General features: G+C 67.9%; 13 protein-coding genes and 2 pseudogenes. 1 reads left to right on the plus strand and 14 read right to left on the minus strand.

From position 1 onward, the window contains the following. Positions 1-11 precede the first annotated feature (11 nt). The 5 genes and pseudogenes from glmM to trpB form a co-directional block, all read right to left on the minus strand. A complete protein-coding gene (gene glmM, locus DL544_RS14720) occupies positions 12-1,373 on the minus strand; it encodes a phosphoglucosamine mutase (protein WP_065196991.1) in 1,362 nt (453 codons plus the stop codon). Next, positions 1,373-2,247, minus strand: a pseudogene (gene accD / locus DL544_RS14725) (acetyl-CoA carboxylase, carboxyltransferase subunit beta). Before accD ends, glmM begins: the two are co-directional and overlap by 1 nt. Positions 2,248-2,461: 214 nt before the next feature. Continuing rightward, positions 2,462-3,269 (minus strand): annotated as a pseudogene (gene trpA / locus DL544_RS14730) (tryptophan synthase subunit alpha). 1 nt (position 3,270) lies between these two features. Continuing rightward, entirely contained in the window at positions 3,271-3,951 is a 681-nt protein-coding gene (locus DL544_RS14735) for a hypothetical protein (protein ID WP_005417951.1), read from the minus strand. Beyond that, positions 3,948-5,189, minus strand: a complete 1,242-nt coding sequence (gene trpB / locus DL544_RS14740) for a tryptophan synthase subunit beta (RefSeq protein ID WP_139727421.1) — start codon at positions 5,187-5,189, stop codon at positions 3,948-3,950. The genes DL544_RS14735 and trpB overlap by 4 nt, the downstream gene beginning before the upstream one ends. 72 nt (positions 5,190-5,261) lie before the next feature. On the opposite strand from trpB, the gene DL544_RS14745 reads away from it, so the two are divergent. Continuing rightward, on the plus strand, positions 5,262-6,149 hold the full coding sequence (locus DL544_RS14745) for a LysR family transcriptional regulator (RefSeq protein WP_139727423.1): 888 nt from the start codon (positions 5,262-5,264) through the stop codon (positions 6,147-6,149). 71 nt (positions 6,150-6,220) lie between these two features. On the opposite strand, the gene DL544_RS14750 is transcribed toward DL544_RS14745, so the two are convergent. The 9 genes from DL544_RS14750 to DL544_RS14785 all read right to left on the minus strand — a co-directional run bounded on the left by DL544_RS14750 (position 6,221) and on the right by DL544_RS14785 (position 18,227). Continuing rightward, a complete protein-coding gene (locus DL544_RS14750) occupies positions 6,221-7,330 on the minus strand; it encodes a toxic anion resistance protein (RefSeq protein ID WP_065196987.1) in 1,110 nt (369 codons plus the stop codon). Positions 7,331-7,374: 44 nt separating this feature from the next. Then, entirely contained in the window at positions 7,375-8,082 is a 708-nt protein-coding gene (locus tag DL544_RS14755; protein ID WP_065196986.1) for a cell division protein FtsY, read from the minus strand. Further along, positions 8,079-9,533: a hypothetical protein gene (locus DL544_RS22060; RefSeq protein WP_255312978.1), complete on the minus strand. Its 1,455-nt coding sequence runs from the start codon at positions 9,531-9,533 to the stop codon at positions 8,079-8,081. The genes DL544_RS14755 and DL544_RS22060 overlap by 4 nt, the downstream gene beginning before the upstream one ends. After that, positions 9,533-13,465 carry a DNA repair ATPase gene (locus tag DL544_RS14760; RefSeq protein WP_255312979.1) on the minus strand — a complete coding sequence of 1,311 codons (3,933 nt, stop codon included), beginning with the start codon at positions 13,463-13,465 and terminating at the stop codon, positions 9,533-9,535. Before DL544_RS14760 ends, DL544_RS22060 begins: the two co-directional genes overlap by 1 nt. 82 nt (positions 13,466-13,547) lie before the next feature. Continuing rightward, complete coding sequence (locus DL544_RS14765) at positions 13,548-15,524, minus strand: hypothetical protein (RefSeq protein WP_255312980.1); 1,977 nt, start codon at positions 15,522-15,524, stop codon at positions 13,548-13,550. A gap of 40 nt (positions 15,525-15,564) precedes the next feature. Next, a complete protein-coding gene (locus DL544_RS14770; protein ID WP_065179159.1) occupies positions 15,565-16,239 on the minus strand; it encodes an OB-fold-containig protein in 675 nt (224 codons plus the stop codon). Positions 16,240-16,407: 168 nt separating this feature from the next. Beyond that, complete coding sequence (locus DL544_RS14775; RefSeq protein ID WP_065179160.1) at positions 16,408-17,064, minus strand: phosphoribosylanthranilate isomerase; 657 nt, start codon at positions 17,062-17,064, stop codon at positions 16,408-16,410. Beyond that, the gene (gene truA / locus DL544_RS14780; protein ID WP_065179161.1) at positions 17,061-17,831 is read right to left on the minus strand and encodes a tRNA pseudouridine(38-40) synthase TruA; all 771 of its coding nucleotides are present in this window, start codon (positions 17,829-17,831) and stop codon (positions 17,061-17,063) included. The genes DL544_RS14775 and truA overlap by 4 nt, the downstream gene beginning before the upstream one ends. Before the next feature lie 33 nt (positions 17,832-17,864). Continuing rightward, positions 17,865-18,227, minus strand: coding sequence for a VOC family protein (locus DL544_RS14785; RefSeq protein WP_139728134.1), 363 nt, complete (start codon positions 18,225-18,227; stop codon positions 17,865-17,867). Positions 18,228-18,249 lie beyond the last annotated feature (22 nt).

The raw sequence follows: 18,249 nt of genomic DNA on the forward strand, positions 1-18,249 counted from the left end.
GTGCAGCGGCCTCAGGCGGCGGCTTCACGGACCGCCGCGGACAGGCGGTCCAGCGTGTCCTGCATCAGCGTTGCATCATCGGCCTCGACCGTGACACGCACCACCGGCTCGGTACCGGACGGGCGCAGGAACGCACGGCCACGGCCGGCCACCGACTGCTGCGCGTCGGCCAGCGCGGCCTGCACACTGTCGGCCTGCACCGTTGCCTTGGCCGAGACATTGCCCAGCCGCACGTTGACCGTCTTCTGCGGCACCCGCACCAGTCCCTTCAATGCCTGGCGCAGGGTCTGCCCGCTGTTGCGCAACGCCACCAGCACCTGCAGCGCACTGACGATGCCGTCACCGGTGGTGGCCCGATCCAGGCACAGCAGGTGGCCGGAGGCTTCGCCGCCGAGCACCCCACCGCCTTCGATCAGCGCCTGGTGCACATAGCGATCACCGACGTTGCTGCGCACGAACGGAATCTGCAGATCGGCGAAGGCCTTCTCCACGCCGTAGTTGCTCATCAGCGTGCCGACCACCGGGCCGCGCAGGCGGCCTTCGGCTTTCCATGCGCGGGCCAGGATGTAAAGCAGGTCATCGCCGTCGACCGGGTTGCCCTGGTCGTCGGCCATCAGCACGCGGTCGCCGTCGCCGTCGAAGGCAATGCCGAGATCAGCGCGGGTTTCGCGGACCTTGGCCGCGAGATTGTCGATATGGGTGGAGCCCACGCCGGCGTTGATGTTGACGCCGTTGGGCTCGGCGCCAATGCCGATCACCTCGGCACCCAGCTCGCGGAACAGCAGCGGTGCGATCTGGTAGGTGGCGCCGTGCGCGCAGTCCAGCACCAGGCGTACGCCACGCAGGTCGAACGCGCGCGGCACGCTGGCCTTGCAGAACTCGATGTAGCGGCCGACCGCCTCGCGGCCACGCGATGCCTTGCCCAGCTTCTCCGATTCGACGGTGGTGAACGGAACGTCCAGCGCCGCTTCGAGGGCAAGCTCGGTGGCATCGTCGAGCTTCTCGCCCTGGGCGGAGAAGAACTTGATGCCGTTGTCGTAGTGCGGGTTGTGCGAGGCGCTGATGACGATGCCGGCATCCACGCCCAGCGTACGGGTCAGGAACGCCACCGCCGGAGTCGGCATCGGCCCCAGCAGCTGCACGTCGGCACCGGCGGCCACCAGGCCGGCTTCCAGTGCCGCCTCGAACATGTAGCCGGAAATGCGGGTGTCCTTGCCGATCACCACAATCGGCCGGCGCCCGTCCTGGCCGCGCTGGGCGACCAGTACACGGCCCAGGGCGTTGCCCAGGCGCAGCACGAAGTCGGCCGAGATCACGCCCTGGCCGACCCGGCCACGGATGCCATCAGTACCGAAGTACTTGCGGCCTCCCATCATGCCACCTCCGGCGCCGGCTGACGGCCCAGCATCGCCAGCAGGTCGGACAGGCGGTCACGCAGCTCGCGGCGGTCGCAGATCTGGTCGATGGCACCGTGCTCCAGCAGGAACTCCGAGCGCTGGAAGCCTTCCGGCAGCTTCTCGCGCACGGTCTGCTCGATCACGCGCGGGCCGGCGAAGCCGATCAGCGCCTGCGGTTCGGCGATGTTGATGTCGCCCAGCATCGCAAAGGAGGCCGAGACACCACCGGTGGTCGGATGGGTCAGCACCGAGATGTACGGCAGCCCGGCTTCACGCAGCTTGCCCAGCGCGGCCGAGGTCTTGGCCATCTGCATCAGCGAGAACAGGCCTTCCTGCATGCGTGCGCCACCGCTCTGCGAGAAGCACACGTAGGGCGCACCGATCTCGACCGCGGTTTCTGCGGCCAGTGCGAAACGCTCGCCGACCACCGAGCCCATCGAGCCGCCCATGAAGGCGAAGTCGAAGGACGATGCCACCAGCGCACGGCCCTTGAGCAGGCCGCGCATGGCGATCAGCGCGTCGTACTCGCCGGTATTCTTCTGCGCGATCTTGATGCGCTCGCTGTACTTCTTCTGGTCCTTGAACTTGAGCAGGTCGGTCGGCCCCAGGCGCGCACCGATCTCGGTGGTGCTGTCGGCGTCGAACAGGGCGGCCAGGCGCGCGCGCGCGCGGATCGCCATGTGATGGCCGCACTTCGGGCAGACTTCCAGGTTCTCTTCCAGTTCCGGACGGTACAACGCGCTGCCGCAGTTGCTGCACTTTTCCCACAGGCCCTCGGGGACACTGCGCTTCTTGCTGGGGTGTTGTCGGTGCGGATGCCGGACGGCATCAACTTGCTGAGCCAACTCATGCGGGAGGACACTTCCGTTCAGGGCGGCCCAGGGGCCGCAAAGGCGGACAGTCTAGCTCCGCTTTCCCCGCCCGTGCACCCCTTTCCAGCCGCGGGGCAGCCGGAAAAAACCATGCTGGGACGTACGTTTAGGTGCTGGGCGGTACCCGCCGCTGGCCGGCAGCCCTTGCACGCGAGCCATCAGGAGGAGCCCGGCCAGCGGCCGGCAGTCCTGTTACGCGTCCAGCGCCTGCCGCAGCGGGGCGAGGAAGGCCCGGGCGCGCTGCACCGCGTCTTCCGCCGAACCCGCTTCTGCCAGCGCCGCCACCAGCGCGCTTCCGACCACCACGCCATCGGCCTGGCGGGCCATGGCCGCGGCACTGGCGGCATCCTTGATACCGAAGCCCGCCACCACCGGCACCGATGCGCGCGCGCAACGCCTGCAGGCGGGTACTGGCGGCATCGCTGTCCAAGCGCTCGGACGCGCCGGTGACACCGGCAAAGCTGACGTAGTAGAGATAGCCACGGGCCAGCGCCAGCAGCTTGTCGGCTCGCGCCTCGCTGGTGGTCGGCGACGCCAGCAGGACCAGCGCAAGGCCGGCTGCGTCGAACGCCTGCTGGGCGTCGCCCGCTTCTTCCGGCGGCAGATCGACCAGCAGCACGCCGTCCACGCCGGCGTCGACGGCGGCCTTGGCGAAGGCCGCGTAGCCATGGATCTCCACCGGGTTGAGGTAGCCCATCAGCACCACGGGGGTCTGCGCATCGCGTTCGCGGAACTGCGCCACGGCCTGCAGGACGTAGCGGCTGCCGGCGCCGCGCGCCAGCGCGCGCTCGGAGCTGCGCTGGATGGTCGGGCCATCGGCCATCGGGTCGGAAAACGGCACGCCCAGTTCGATCACGTCGGCGCCGGCCTCGACCAGTGCGTGCATGACCGGCACGGTCGCCTCCAGCGAGGGATCACCGGCGGTGACGAAGGGAATCAGCGCCTTGCGCTGCTGTTCGCGCAGACGCAGGAAACAGGCATCGAGTCGGGATACGGGCATTTCAGGCACATCCTTCAATCAGTTCAATCGCATCGCTGGTTCCCCAGTACATCCGGGTGACCTTCCCTTCAAACAGTTCCAGGCGGATGCCCAGGTCCGAACCCGGGTCCTGCCAGGTGAGGTACTCGCCCTGGTCACCGTCGTAGGCATGCGGGCTGGATACCGGCGGCTTCGGGAACTGTGCCATGGCCTGGGCACGGGTCATGCCGATGCGCAGGCCGAATGGACCGGGCTGTTCAACCGGCAGCTCCGGGTCGTCGCCCGGCTTCAGATCAAAACGGACCACGCGGTCGTCGTCGGTCATCATCGACACGCCCGGCGGCAACCCCCTGCCGTCGTAGTACTCGCAGTCGCCTTCGAAGAACTCTTTCGCGCCCTGTGCCTTCCAGGGCCCCAGTGACTTCAGGTCCCCCATGTGCTGGCCGACCAGCACTTCGCCGGCATGGTCCAGTGCCACCGAGGCGACGGCGGGGGCGTTGTCGCCGTTGCTCTCTTCCGCAGACGGCGGATCGACGATCGGCGTACGCGCCATCGGGTCGAGGTCATCGTTGGCGGCCGGCTGCTGTGCGGGCTGCGCGGTGGCTTTGGCAGCCGGCGCAAGCACTGGCGGTTCCGGCGGCTGGCACGCGGCCAGGCCCAGCACCAGCAGAAGCACCCCGCTGTTCCGCAGCAGCGCGCTCACAGCACCAGCCCTTCGCGCGCGGCGATGGTGTGCACGTCCTTGTCGCCACGGCCGGACAGGTTGCACAGCACGATCTGGTCACGCGGACGCTCACGCGCCAGCTTGATCGCCTGTGCCAGTGCGTGGCTGGACTCCAGTGCCGGCAGGATACCCTCGGTATGCGCCAGCAGGTGGAAGGCCTGCAGCGCTTCTTCATCGGTGATGCCGAGGTAGCGCGCACGGCCGGTATCGGCCAGGAAAGCATGCTCCGGGCCGACGCCCGGATAGTCCAGGCCGGCCGACACCGAGTGGGTCTCGATGATCTGGCCGTCGTCGTCGCACAGCACATAGGTGCGGTTGCCATGCAGCACGCCCGGCCGACCGGCGGCGATCGATGCGGCGTGGCGGCCGGTGCCGATGCCGTCGCCGGCGGCTTCGGCGCCGACGATCTCGACCTGGCGATCGTTGAGGAAGGCGTGGAACAGGCCGATGGCGTTGCTGCCGCCGCCGACGCAGGCGGTGATCGCATCGGGCAGGCGGCCATACTCGGCCAGCATCTGCTCGCGCGCCTCGCGGCCAACGATGGCGTTGAAGTCACGGACCATGCGCGGATACGGATCCGGGCCGGCCACGGTGCCGATGATGTAGAAGGTGTCCTGCACGTTGGTCACCCAGTCGCGCATCGCTTCGTTGAGCGCGTCCTTCAGGGTGGCCGAGCCGGAGGTGACCGGCACCACAGTCGCGCCCAGCAGCTTCATGCGGTAGACGTTGATCTTCTGCCGCTCGATGTCGGTGGCGCCCATGTACACCACGCATTCCAGGCCCAAGCGGGCGGCAACGGTGGCACTGGCAACACCGTGCTGGCCGGCACCGGTCTCGGCGATGATGCGCTTCTTGCCCATCCGCGCGGCCAGCAGCGCCTGGCCGATGGTGTTGTTGATCTTGTGCGCGCCGGTGTGGTTCAGGTCTTCACGCTTGAGCAGGATCTGCGCGCCGCCGACATGGTCGCTCAGGCGCTGGGCGTGGTAGATCGGGCTCGGCCGGCCCACGTAATGGGCCAGGTCGCGGTCGTAGGCAGCCTGGAATGCCGGGTCCTGACGGGCCTGGTCATAGGCCTGGGCCAGTTCCTGCAGCGGACCCACCAGGGTTTCGGCAACAAAGCTGCCGCCGTAGCGGCCGAAATGGCCCTGGGCATCCGGGAAGGCGTGGTAGTCGGCAATGGGGAGGCAGACATGGAAGCGACCGCTGGTTCGAGACAGGTAGATACTCTAGCGCACGGGTCTTGACCGGAAAATGGATATTATCTGGCGCATATCGTCAGGAAATCTCACATGAGCCGTTCCCTGCTGCCGCCGCTCAATGCGCTGCGTGCGTTCGAGGCCACCGCCCGTCTCGGCGGCGTTGGCCGCGCCGCACACGACCTGCATGTCACCCATGGTGCGGTCAGCCGGCAGCTGAAGCTGCTGGAAGACCATCTCGGCCTGGCGCTGTTCCAGCGTGCCGGTCGCGGCCTGCGCCTGACCGCTGCGGGCACGCGGCTGCAGGCAGCGTGCAGCGAGGCCTTCGGCGGCATCGAAGACTGCGTGCGCGAACTGCGGCGGCCGGCGGCGGCCCCGGCGCTGGTACTGGGCTGTAGCGGCAGCGTGCTGGCGCGCTGGATGATCCCGCGCCTGCCTGCGCTGCAGGCCGCCCTGCCCGGCGTGCGCCTGCAATGGTCAGCGCTGGATGGCAGCTTCACCGAGGCACAGGCGGCACTGGATGCGGTATTGCTGCTGGCGCAGGGGCCGTGGCCCCGCGGCTGGCAGGTGCGTGAGCTGGCCCCGGAACGGGTCGGCGTGGTGGTGGCCCCCTCGCATCCGGCCGCGCAGCGCCTGCGGCATGTACCGCCCTCGGCGCTGCTGCAGGAAACGCTGCTGCACACCAGCTCACGGCCGCAGGCGTGGCCGGCGTGGGCGCAGGCGCACGCTCTGGACCCCGCGAAGCTGCAGCTGGGTACGGCCTTCGAGCATCTGTACTACCTGCTGGAGGCAGCGGTGGCCGGGCTGGGCCCGGCGATCGCACCCGAGCCACTGGTGGCCGAGGACCTGGCCGCCGGGCGACTGGTCGCGCCGTGGGGGTTTGCCGCCACCGGTGGTTTCTGGGTGCTGGCGCGACCGGACGGACCACCTGATGCGCGCGTGGATGCGCTCGCCGACTGGCTGGGCCAGCAACTCCACTGACAACAAAAAGTGGACGGAGGGAATTAAGTCGCAAGTGGCACAAACGACTTAATTCCCTCCGTCCCCTTTTTTCAGCTGGCGGTCGGTGTGGCCAGGCGCTGCTGCAGGTCTTCGCGCAGGCGCGACAGCTCGACTTCGGCCTGCTGCCGCTGCTGCATCCCTTCGCGATGGATGCTGCGCACTTCTTCCACCGTGGCGATCAGCTGGTCGTGCACATGGCGCAGCGTGGCCACGTCGATCACGCCGCGCTGGTTGCTGCGCGCGGTATCCACCGAGGCCTGGCGCAGCAGGTCGGCATTGCGACGCATCAGTTCGTTGGTGGCGTCATCGATGGCCGTGGACAGTTCGACCGCAGCCTTCTGTTCGCCCAGCGAGAGCTGGATGGCGAACTGGCGCTTCCACGACGGAATGGTGATGTCGCGGACGGTGTTGAACTTCTCGATCAGCTGCAGTGCGTTGGCCTGGATCAGGCGGATCATCGGCAGCGACTGGTCGGCGGCGTGCTGCATCAGCTGCAGGTCGGACACGCGCTTCTCGATCAACCGGATCGCATTGTCGATCTCGCCCTGGCGGATGCGCTGCTGGGGGTCCTCGCTGCCCTGCCCGGCCAGCTGTTCGGCCTGCAGTTCGGCCAGCCGCTGCTTGCCCGCTGCCGCATACAGGCCGAGCGCACGACGTTCTTCGCGGACGATATCGTGCATGCGGTCGAACTCCCGCACGCGCTTTCCCATCAACGCCTGCTGCACGCCGACGTCGGCCAGCAGCTGTTCGATCTGCGCATTGGTGTCGCTGAACTTCTGCACCAGCTCGCCCTTGGAGGCGCGCATGCGATCAATCAGGCCACCGATCACCGGCACCTTCGATCGCTGCGCGAAGCCATCCAGCTTCAGGCTGCGCGCGATGCGCACCACTTCGCCCAGCTTCTCGCCACTGGCATCCAGGTCACGATTGCGCACCTGGTCCAGCAACTGGCTGGAGAACGCTGCGGTGCGCGTGGCCGCTTCGCGGCCGAACACCTGCAGGTTGCCCGGGCGCAGATCGTCCAGTTCCAGACGGATCTCGGCGATGCGCGGCAGATCCTCGCGTACCAGTCCCAGCGCCTGCAGCGCACCTTCATCGAGCGCAGTGGCGGTGGTCGTGCCGGGTACGAGGGCACCGGGGGTCTGGCTGTCCTGGGTCATCGGGCAGTCTCCTTGCAGTTGGGTAAGCGGCAGCGGCGGCCGGCTCAAGGCAGTCTAGCCTGAGCCGCGGCCACCTCGTCATCGATCTGTGCGTGCAACGTGGCAGCCTTGCCAGCCAACGCAGCGCCCGCAGCGGCCTGGCCCGCCACTGCAGCCTGCCGCCAGGCCGGCAGCAGCACGTCATGGATGCGCGCGAAGCGTTGCAGCAGCATGTTGTCCTGGTCCTGCAGCAGCTGCCATTGGCCGGCTTCCAGGCGGCGCATCGAGGCCAGCCGGCGAAGATGGTCCAGCCGATGCGACAGCGCGGCCTGACCGGCGCTATCCAGCGTCGTCAGCCGCGACGCAGCCAGTTCGGCCCAGCCGTCCAGCGCCGCGGCCGCCGCGGAATGCTCAACGATGGCCATGGCCCGCAGCTGCATGTGCTGCTGCAGGTGCTGGGCCTGCTCACGCGCCTGCAGGGCCAGTACGCCCAGCTGCGACTGCAGCGCGTGCCCTTCTGCTTCGCGAGCGACATCGCGCCCCAGCAGCCGTCCCCACCAGCCTTCCTGCTGCCGGATCTGCGCCGGGTTGCCGGCCTGCAGAGCCAGCGCGATGCGCGCAAGCGCAGCCACCAGGCGCTCGCCCGCATCCGGTGGCAACGGCGCTTCGCGCCGCGCCAGCGCCTGCAGCAACGGCGCACCATAGTCGGCCAGCGCAGCGACATCGACCGTATCCGGCAGCATCGGTGGCGGCAGTGGCACGCGCGTGGTCACGGCAGCGGCGGCGGCTTCGGCGTGGATGCCGGCATGCCATCGCCGTCTTCCGGTGGCAATGACTCGCCGTAGAAGTGGCGCATCAGCGCCTCATCCAGCGCCCGCTCCTCCGGCGTCGCGGCGCGGCGCACGCGCGCGCGCTGCGCCACCACAGCGCTCGGCGTGCCCCGCTCGACCTGCTGTCGCGCCCAGCCGGCGAACGCGGCCAGGGTCTGCGACACCTGCACCTGCTGCGCCTGCGATGCCGCCAGCAGCTCCACCAGCGGCGCCAGGCCCGCCTGCAGGTCTTCGGCCAGGGGCGTGGCCGGCACGCTGGGGGCTGCCACGACCGGCGCCGGCGCGGCGGCGGGACGCGCCTCTGAAAGGCGATGCAGGGCCTCCAGCAGCGCCGGCCACGGCGCCGGGGCCGCAACGGGGATCGCTTCTGGCGCGGGCGGTGGCAGCTGCAGCGCGGTGGCGATATCGGCCAGCTGCGCCACCACGCGCCCGCCGACATCGCTGTCGTCGGCACCCATGGCCTTGTTGCGCAGGAAGTCGCGCTTGATCTGCGCCCAGCGCTGCGCCTGCGTGTCATCCAGTACGCCGCGCAGTTCGGCCAGCTTCAACAGGTTCTCTTCGGCGCCGGTGGTCAGCAGCTGCGCCTCGCCCAGGTAGTGGTCGGAGATCAACTGCTGCAGTTCGTCCTCGTTCATCACCGGGGAGATCTTCTCGGCCAGCTTGTTCATGTTGCGGTAGCTGCCCTGCAGGCGGAACGGCGGCTCGGTGCGGTAGCGGTCGTCCTGTGCGGCGCTGGCGATGTACTGCTGGTTGACCCGGTAGACCACGTCGCGCACACGCAGCATGCGCTGCAGGGTGGCGGTGATCTCGTTGATCTCCGCGCTGCTGTAGGCGTGGCCGAGGCTGTTGGTCGAGACCTCCTTGCCCATCGCGCGGTCGACCAGCACATACAGGTCGGCCATGTCGCGCGTGGCCAGCGGCGCCAGCACCGGATTGGAGGTCAGGCTGTTCTCGATGTAGCTGAGGGTGAAGGCGGCCGCCATGCCACCGAGCACGTCACCGAGGTTGTAGATGTCGGCACGGTTGGCCAGCATGTCCGGAATCTTGAACACCTCGCCGGACTCGGTGTACGGGTTGCCGGCCATCACCACGCAGAACTTCTTGCCGCGCATGTCGTAGGTGCGGGTGCGACCGCGCCACACACCCTCGATACGGCGGGTGCCATCGCACAGCGAGATGAACTTCTGCAGGAACTCGGGATGGGTGTGCTGGATGTCGTCCACATACAGCATGGTGTTGTTGCCCATTTCCAGCGCCAGGTTGAGCTTCTCCAGCTCCTGCCGCGAGGTCGCGTCCGGTGCCTGGGCCGGGTCCAGCGAGCGCACCTCGTGGCCCAGCGCCGGGCCGTTGATCTTCATGAAGACCAGGCCCAGCCGGTGCGCCACGTATTCCATCAGCGTGGTCTTGCCATAGCCCGGGGCGAAATCATCATCAGCAGGCCCATCAGATCGCTGCGCTTGTTCTCGCCGACCGTGCCCATCTGCTTGGCCAGGTTGTCACCGATCACGCCCAGGTAGACATCGTTGATCAACTTGTTGCGTACGAACGAGGACAGCGGCCGCGCCTTGAACTCGGAAAGCCGCAGGGTCTCGCGCTCGCGACCGATGATGCCCTGGCGCAGCGCCTGGTAGGCATGGAACGCTGGCACGAAATGACGCAGGTGCTGCTGCAGGCGCGCCAGGAAATCATCCAGCGATACCACCAGCGTGCCATTGCTGATGCGTGCGTGTTCACCCAGCAGGCCATTGACCTCCGCCTGCAGTGCGGCATCGCTGGTACGGGTGCGCAACTGGCGCTGCACCAGCAGCAACGCGGCGGCTTCGTCGACATAGCCGGCATGCTGGGCATGCGCCGGCATCCGCGCCACTGCGCGCAGCCACTGCCCAGCCAATGACCAACGCGTAGCCAGTGGATCCTGGCCGCGCTGCAGGGCACGCTCGACCGCCTCACGCTGCCCCGCCTGCTCCAGCTGCTGGGCCAATGCCTCCAGCAGCGCCACCGCGTGGCGGCTGCTGCTGAACACCGGATCGCCCGCCGCGAGTTCTTCGCCCAGATAGGCGGATGCAGCCTCCGCGGCATCGGCATCGAACGGCAACGCGTGGGACTGCGCATACGCCAGCAGCGTCTCGGCCATTTCTGTGCGCAACGCCAGACGCCCTTCGTCGGACCCCAGCAGGCGTGCCAGCGCCTCGGCGCCCACCTGCCGCGCCGGCCATTGCGCCACCGCTTCGCGCCGCTGCTCGGCGGCCCAGAACAGCAACGCCAGCGCACGCACCCGCGGTGCATGGCGCAGGCTGCCGGCCGCCTGCTGCAAAGGCAGTAGCGCACGCAGGATCAGTGCCGCATCGTGGTCATGGATGCCGCGCTCGTAGCCTTCGCGATAGCGTGGTGCGGCAAACGCACGCACGCGCTGATCCAGCGCTTCCGGATTCGCGACGTCGTGCTGCAGCGCAGCCAGATCGAGGCCGTCGCGCCCCTCCTGCGCGGCCAGCAGCAGGCTGCCGGCCAGGTACTCGCCGCGATACAGCGTGGGCGATTCCGAGTCGAGGGTGACCGGCCAGAACGGCTTGAGTGCGTCCAGCTCCGGGTCGTGCAGGGTCTCCAGGAAGTCGGTGCCGGTCAGATGGATGGCCAACGTATCGCCACGCGGCAACAGGGTCAGGTCCAGTGCCTGCGTATTGACGCTGAAGCGATGGCGCGGGCCCAGCCGCACCACGTTGCCGCCGGCTTCGTACAGGTCACTGCGGTCGCGCAGCTGGCGCACCGCCTGGTCACGCACGCCCTTCAGCCGCGCCTCGATGTCGTCGGCCTTGACGTTGTCGTGCAGCGTGCGCAGGCGCTCGGCCAGCTCACGCAGCTTGAGGATCAGCGGATCGCCGGCAAAGAACGCGTTGAGCTCATCGGCGGTGGCGAAGCGCTCGGTGCGCCTGGCCAGGCCGTCGAGGATCCGATTGGCCGCATCCAGTACCGAACGCGCCTTGCGCTGGCGGTCATCCAGCAAGGCCTGCTTGTGCGTTTCGAAGGCCTCGACCAGCTCTTCGCGCTTGCTCAGGATGTCGCCGAGGAACTGCTCGTGTTCGCCGAACTGGCTCTCCAGTTCTTCCAGCTGGACCAGCAGGCGCGACAACTGCTCGTCGGCACGTTCGGGGTCGGTGGCCAGCGCCAGCGCGCTGGTGATCGACTGCGAGAACAGCGCGAACTGGGCGGCGAACTGCGCCACGGCCTCGGCCGAACCGAGTGACCTGCGGCGCTGGTCAGCACGCGCGCGCGCCTGGTTGAGGCGACCGTACAGCACCGAGATCGACTCGACCACGCGGGTGCGGGCAGTGGCATCGTCCACCTTCAGGCCGGCCATCAGCTCGGACAGCATGTCCAGGTCGGACGCCATGCCACGCAGGCCTTCCAACTGCTCGTCCAGCTGGCGCGCCGTCTGTGCCTGCTGCGCGGCATCATCCAGCGCCTGCAGGCGCGTGGCCAGCGGCGCCAGCGCCTCCTCGCCGGCGAGGAAGTCACCGGTGGCGGCGCCAACACGGTCCTGTGCCTCCACCAGTTCGACGGTCATCGTCTCGATGCGCGCGGTGTCGATGTAGCGCAGCTCGCGGAGGGTCAGCAGCCGCCCGCGCAATGCGGTGATCGCGTTGAGGGCCTCGACGAAGGCCTGCACCTCGCTCCAGTTCTGCGGTTGCAGCCGGCCCAGCAGCGCCTTGTGCGCGGCCTCTGCCTCGACCATCGCCTGCGCTGACTGCTGGCGGATCGACTGCACCTTCTCGTACTCGTCCAGCACCGATTCGCCGGTGGCGCTGATCTGCCGCAGCAGCGCCTCGGCGCCATCGCAGGCCTCGTCGCCCAGCCAGTGGTGCGCATCGAACAGGCGCCGGGTATCGGCCACCAGTCGCTGGTAGCGCTGTACCGACACGTCCTGGCCTTCAATCTCGCGCGCCAGGTTGAACAGGTTGGAGATGCCGCGCACCAGCTCGGCGTTGCCGATGCGGCCCATGAAGGTGTTGCCGGGCGGTCGGCTGGCGGCAAACTCGTCACTGCTGAACGGCGTCTGCCAGACCTGCATCGGATGGATGCGGGTCGGTTCGCTGCCCTCGGCATGGAACAGCACCATGCGCCCGTCCTGCATCAAGGCGTAGCCATGGCCGAACACCGGGTTCTGCAGCACGCGCTGGATGGTGTTGTAGACGAACAGCGCCGAGCGCCCGCCTTCGCGCTCGTAGAAGATGTACAGCACGTCCTCGCCGTTTGGCGAACGGATGCTGCGCTTGAACTGCATGCCGGCCATCGAGGCATCAAATGCCTTGTGCTCGCCGCCCTGCAGGTAATAGCCACCCGGGAAGATCACGCCATGGTCTTCGGGCAGCTGCACGCAGGCCTGCACGATCGCATCATTGCGCACGATGCCGCCGGTCAGCGTGTTGTAGATCAGGCCGCGCCATTCGGTCTCGCGGTACGGCAGCACCTTCAGCAATACCAGCGAGCCGACCCGGGCGAACTCGAACTGGGCGTCGTCCAGCGACTGCGTGCTGTCCTCCACGGGTTCACTGTAGATGCCCTGTCCGGTTTCGGTGTTGTTTTCGACCTTGATGGTGAGGTCGCCACCGGTGGTCTCAACGAACAGGGTGTCGAGGATGTTCAGGTGCGAGTGGCGGCCGTTGACCGCGAGGTCGCGGGTCGCCCGGGTCCATTCGAAGTCGAACGGCGGCGGCAGTGCGATATCGCGCTCACCGCGCGCATCCAGGTAAGTCAGCTCGCCCTCGCGCGACAGCGCCCAGCGGAACACGCGCACGTCGCTGCTGCGCTCGCCGATCTGGAACGAGGCCAGCAGCTTGTCGCCGACCACGATCAGCTGCAGCAGGCGCGCGTGCTTGTAGTAGGCATACAGCTCGTTGAAATCGTGCACGAAGCCGGGCTGGTCGAGAAAGCTGCCCTTCAGCTCCAAGGCAGCGACGTCGTAGCCATCGCTGCCCTGCACCAGCCGGTACAGGCCGAACACATCCTCGATGCGGGTCTGGGTCTTCAACCCGATGAACACGTTGTAGCCGAACAGCAGGCGGTCCGGGCCCACCTGCACGATGTCACGGCCGACGCAGTTGTTGTCGCTGCGGATGCGGAAGCGCCCGACCACCTCCAGGCGGCTGTCGCCGAACTCGGCCAGGCGCTGGCGGTTGAGTGTTTCGGCCAGGCCCTGCAGGCGCTGGCCCTGCTCGGCCAGGCGGCGGCGCAGGACTTCGTAGGCGCCGCCCTGGGCGACAGCCTGGTCGACGGTGCTGCCGCCGGCCTCCGGCGCAGTGGATTCGGCGGACGGATGGGTTTCAGACATCAGCAGGTTTCCGGCTCACGGGCGGACGGCCGCGGTTGCGGCCGGCGCGGGCGGGCGATGGCGGCGGCCATCGCCCGATGCATCAACGGGCGCTGTCGACCACGGTAGCCGACACGGTCGGTACCGCTTCAGCATCCTCGGCGATCTGGCGCGGCGCCGGTTCGGCCACGGCCACGCCCAGGTAGCGCTGCATCAGCTCCTGCACGATCGGGCTCTTGCCGGCGAAGCCTTCGATCGACTTGCCCAGCGACACCGCCTTGACCAGGTTCTCGAACATGCCGCCGTCGCCGCCGACCAGGTCGATATCGGCGTTGCGCAGCGCGCTGGCGATGACATTGGCGTTCTCGCGCGAGACTTCCTTGCCGGCTTCGATCGAGGCCAGCGCCTGCTTCAGGCTGTTGTCCAGCATCATGCGGAACTCTTCATGGCCACGTGCCTGGTCACTCAGCGAGGCGATGGCTTCGAACTTGCGCACCAGGCCCTCGGCCTCGGCCAGCAGCTTCTTCTGCACCACGCCGGCTTCGGCATTGCCCAGCGACTCGGTGGCGGTGGCACGGGCCAGGCCCATCTTTTCCTCACCCTGCGCCTGCGCCTGCAGGGTCTCGGCCAGAACGCGGGCTTCGTTGCTGCCCTGCTTCAGGCTGGCTTCGGCCTTGGCTTCGATCACGCGCGCTTCGGCAATGCCGACCTTCTCGATGGCCAGCGCCGAAGCTTCACGCACCTGCGCTTCGGCCAGGCCCGGCGCTGCCTGTTCGGCACGCAGGGCATCGGCCAACAGGCGCTTGGCTTCGGCCTGCTTGCCGGCCGCTTCATGCTCGGCCTGGGCCAGCGTGGTCAGTTCCACCGCGCGATGCTTTGAAGCGGTCTCGCGCGCCTGCGCTTCCTTGACTTCGCGCACCAGCGCTTCCTGCGCCTTGGCCTCGGCTTCCAGGATCAGCACCTGCTTCTGGCGGTCGGCCTCGGAGACTTCGCGCACTTCCTTGATGCGCTCCTCTTCCTGCGCCACGGTCTTGTCGATGGAGATGCGTTCACGGGTGATGTTGGCCACGTCCATCTTGCCCTGCTCGACCACCTTGTCACGCTCCACGCCCTGCAGCTGCACTTCACGATCGGTGGTGACCTGCTCCAGCTGGCGTGCGCGCTCCACGCGCTCGGCCTCGATGGCCACGGCACGCTGGCGGTTCTGCTCGGCCACTTCCACTTCGCGCAGGCGGTTCTGGTCGCGGATCTCGATCAGCTGCTGCGCTTCGATACGGGCGTTCTCGGACAACTGGCGCTGCTCCTCCTGCACCTTGGCGGTCTCGGCCTCCTCGCGTGCGCGGATGGTCTCGATCTCGCGCTTCTGCCGTGCTTCGGCTTCGGCCTGCTGGCGTTCCAGGGCCAGCAGCGCTTCGCGCGCTTCCACGTTCTTCTTGGTGATGGCGAGCTTCTCGTTCTGCTCCAGCTCGTTGGTCACCACGTTCTGCGCGGCGGTCAATTCGGTGATCTTGCGGATGCCCTGCGCGTCGAGAATGTTGAACTGGTCCAGCAGCGATTTCGGGGTCTGTTCCAGGTAGTCGATCGCCACGTCCTCAAGGACGTAGCCGTTCAGATCATTGCCGATCACCGCGATGATCTCGTCGCGGAACTCCTGGCGCTTCTCGAACAGTTCGGTGAAGTCGAACTTCTTGCCGACCGTCTTCAGCGCTTCGGAGAACTTGGCGTTGAACAGCTCGTCGACGGCATGCTTGTCCGATGCACGGTCGGCACCGATGGCCTTGGCCACGCGCAGCACGTCGGCCTGGGTCTCGTTGACCCGCAGGTAGAACGCCACGGCGATATCGGCACGCATGTTGTCGCGGCAGATCAGGCCTTCCTTGCCGCGGCGGTCGATCTGCAGCGTGATCAGGCTGATCCGCATCAGCTCGGCGCGGTACAGCACCGGGATGATCAGCGCACCGGTGAAGTGCACCTTGGGCGTGGAGCTCATGTCGTTGACGATCAGGGCCACGCCCTGGTCGACCTTGCGGTAGAAGGCCTTGAACAGGCCGGCCAGGCCGAGCAGTGCGACCAGCAGCACGGCTACGCCGATCAGGAAGGGGCCATGGTTGCCAACGTCATCAGTGATTCTCCTTGTTGCCCGGAAGCAGGTTGTCCTGGAAGTCGAGGGCGACCGCGTCGGCGCGGACCACCCGGTAATGGTGTTGATCAGCCACGTGTTCGACCAGCACGATGCGCTCGCCACGCTGCAGTTCGATCTCGCTGCGCACCTGCAGCACCAGTCCGGCGCCGCCATCGTCGAAGGTGGCGTGACCGCTGCGGGCATCCACCTTCGGCGAGGCAACCACGCCGGTACGCCCCAGCAGCGAGGCCTGCGCCACCGGGCGCAGGCGCAGCAGGAACCTGCGGACGGGGCGCAGCAGCAGCGCGGTGAACGGCACCGCCGGCAACGGCGCCAGAAGGGCCACGACCGCACCGATGGCCCAGCGCAGCAGGTCCGGCAGCGGCAACAGCACGAACAGATGGACGAAATAGGTGACGATCCAGGCGAAGAAACCCAGCAGCGTCACCACAAGCATGAGGGGAACCCCACCCAGGCCCCAGCGCGCCAGCAGCGCGGACAGTCCCTGCAGCTCATGTGGGTCGCCATGCAGTGCCCCATCGGCGCCGGCATCGCCAAACCCGTCGTCGACCAGGCCGAAGGCCGCCAGTGCCCAATACAGCACCGCCACCGCCAGCACGATGCTGTACGGCAGGGTCGGGAAACCGAACACGACGGTGAGGAACTCCTGCATCGCTTGCCTTCCTGGGCTGTGGGCGGCGGCCGCCCGTTCGGGACGCGCCATGCACGTCCCGTCGATCCCCGCGCCGACCCTCATGGCAGGCGCGCTTGGGTCCATCCTATGTGAAGAATGCGTGCAGGCTCAAATCCAGGTCCAGATCACGGCAAATAGTGACGCCAATCACTCAAGAACCGTGCAATCGGCGCGGCGCACTTCCTCGACGAAGGTGCGCATCTTATCGCCGTCCTTGATGCCCGGCTCCAGTTCGATGCCACTGGAGACATCCACGCCCCACGGCAGGGTACCCAGCACCGCGTCGTAGACGTTTTCCGGGTTCAGGCCACCGGCCAGCAGGAACGGGCGATGCAGGCCGGTCGGAATGCGGCCCCAATCGAAGGCCACGCCGGTGCCGCCACCGCCGCCCGGCGCGTGGCTGTCGAACAGGAAGCCGGCGGCGCTGGGATAGCGCAGCTGCAGGGTGCGGGCGTTGATCTCTTCACGGCCGCCCATGGCGATCGCCTTCAGGTACGGCATGTTGAAGCTGCGGCAGAAGCTCTCGTCTTCCTCGCCGTGGAACTGCAGCAGGGTCGGTCGTACCGTGCGCAGCACCTCGCGCACTTCTTCCTTGCTGTTGTTGCGGAACAGCGCCACCACGTCGACCATGGGCGCGATCGCCTGGCGCATCGCGCGTGCCTCGGCCGGAGCGACCCGGCGGCTGCTTTCACGGGCAAAGATGAAACCCACCGCGTCCACGCCCAGCTCACCGGCCAGGCGGACGTCGCCGGCCCGGGTCATGCCACAGAACTTGATGCGTGTGCGGTAGTAGGAACGGCTCATAGCGTGACCTCGGCGGGCAGGTGCCAGTTGTCGGGGTACAGGGGCCCAAGGAACACCAGGCCCTGCGGCGGTGCGGTGGGACCGGCTACGGTGCGATCGCGCCCGGCCAGCAGTTCGGCGATCCATTCCACCGGCTTCTCGCCACTGCCCACCAGGATCAGCGATCCGACGATATTGCGGACCATGTGATGAAGGAATGCATTGCCCTGCACGGCGACCTCGATCACCTCGCCCTGGCGGCTGACCTGCAGTGACTGCAGCTCACGCCGGGCGTGCAGCGCCTGGCACTGCACCGAACGGAACGCGCTGAAGTCGTTCTCACCGAGCAGGGCCTGGCCGGCGGCGTGCATCAGGGTCTCGTCCAGCGCGCGGCGCTCCCAGCTCAAGGTCTGCCGGTCCAGCGCGGGCCGCACTTCGCGGTTGAGCAGGCGGTAGCGGTAGCGGCGTGCGCGCGCGGAGAAACGCGCGTGGAAATCCTCGGCCACCGGCACGCACCAGCGCACTGCGATCGAGCGCGGCAGGCGGGTGGTAGTGCCCAGCATCCACGCGCGCGGATCGCGCAGCACGTCGGTATCGAAATGCACGACCTGGCACTGGCCGTGCACGCCGGCATCGGTGCGGCCAGCACAGACCACCTGCAGCGGCGCATCGGCCACCGACGACAGGGCCTGCTCAAGGCTGGCCTGCACGCTCGGGCCGCCCTCGCCCAGGTTCTGCCAGCCCCTGAAATCGCTGCCGTCGTACTCGACGCCAAGCGCGTAACGCATGTGCTACCTCAGATATTGCGGGAGGGGCGGCGCTCAGGCCGGATCGCGTTCGGACCACACCGCCAGTTCGTTGCCGCCGGGCTCGACGAACTGGAAACGGCTGCCGCCGGGGAAGGAAAACACCGGCCGCATGATCTCACCGCCAGCGTCAAGCACCGCCGCTTCGATCGGTGCCAGCTGGTCAGCGTACAGCACCAGCAGTGGCGCACCGGCATCGCTGGCCCGCAGCGGCTGGCCGCGGAAGAAGCCGCCCTGCAGGCGGCCGTCGTCGAACGCGGTGTAGTCGCTGCCATAGTCTACGAACGACCAGCCGAACGCCTTCTCGAAGAAGGCGCGGCTGGCCGCAGGATCCGTGGAAGCGAATTCAACGTAGTCGATGCGGCGCTCGCGGCTCATGGCGCGGTCCTTGTCGGCAGGG

Origin of the sequence: Stenotrophomonas sp. pho, assembly GCF_006228405.1 — a bacterium.
GTDB classification, from domain to species: Bacteria; Pseudomonadota; Gammaproteobacteria; order Xanthomonadales; family Xanthomonadaceae; genus Stenotrophomonas; species Stenotrophomonas sepilia.

Coding starts and splice junctions, on each gene's coding strand:
- DL544_RS14775 (WP_065179160.1), bottom strand. CDS start 17,064: ATGAGCCGTTCCTACTACCGCACACGCATCAAGTTCTGTGGCATGACC.
- DL544_RS22060 (WP_255312978.1), bottom strand. CDS start 9,533: ATGGAATACGTGGCGCACCGGCTGGGCCTGGTCTTCATGAAGATCAAC.
- DL544_RS14750 (WP_065196987.1), bottom strand. CDS start 7,330: ATGACCCAGGACAGCCAGACCCCCGGTGCCCTCGTACCCGGCACGACC.
- glmM (WP_065196991.1), bottom strand. CDS start 1,373: ATGGGAGGCCGCAAGTACTTCGGTACTGATGGCATCCGTGGCCGGGTC.
- DL544_RS14785 (WP_139728134.1), bottom strand. CDS start 18,227: ATGAGCCGCGAGCGCCGCATCGACTACGTTGAATTCGCTTCCACGGAT.
- DL544_RS14770 (WP_065179159.1), bottom strand. CDS start 16,239: ATGCAGGAGTTCCTCACCGTCGTGTTCGGTTTCCCGACCCTGCCGTAC.
- DL544_RS14760 (WP_255312979.1), bottom strand. CDS start 13,465: ATGTCTGAAACCCATCCGTCCGCCGAATCCACTGCGCCGGAGGCCGGC.
- truA (WP_065179161.1), bottom strand. CDS start 17,831: ATGCGTTACGCGCTTGGCGTCGAGTACGACGGCAGCGATTTCAGGGGC.
- DL544_RS14745 (WP_139727423.1), top strand. CDS start 5,262: ATGAGCCGTTCCCTGCTGCCGCCGCTCAATGCGCTGCGTGCGTTCGAG.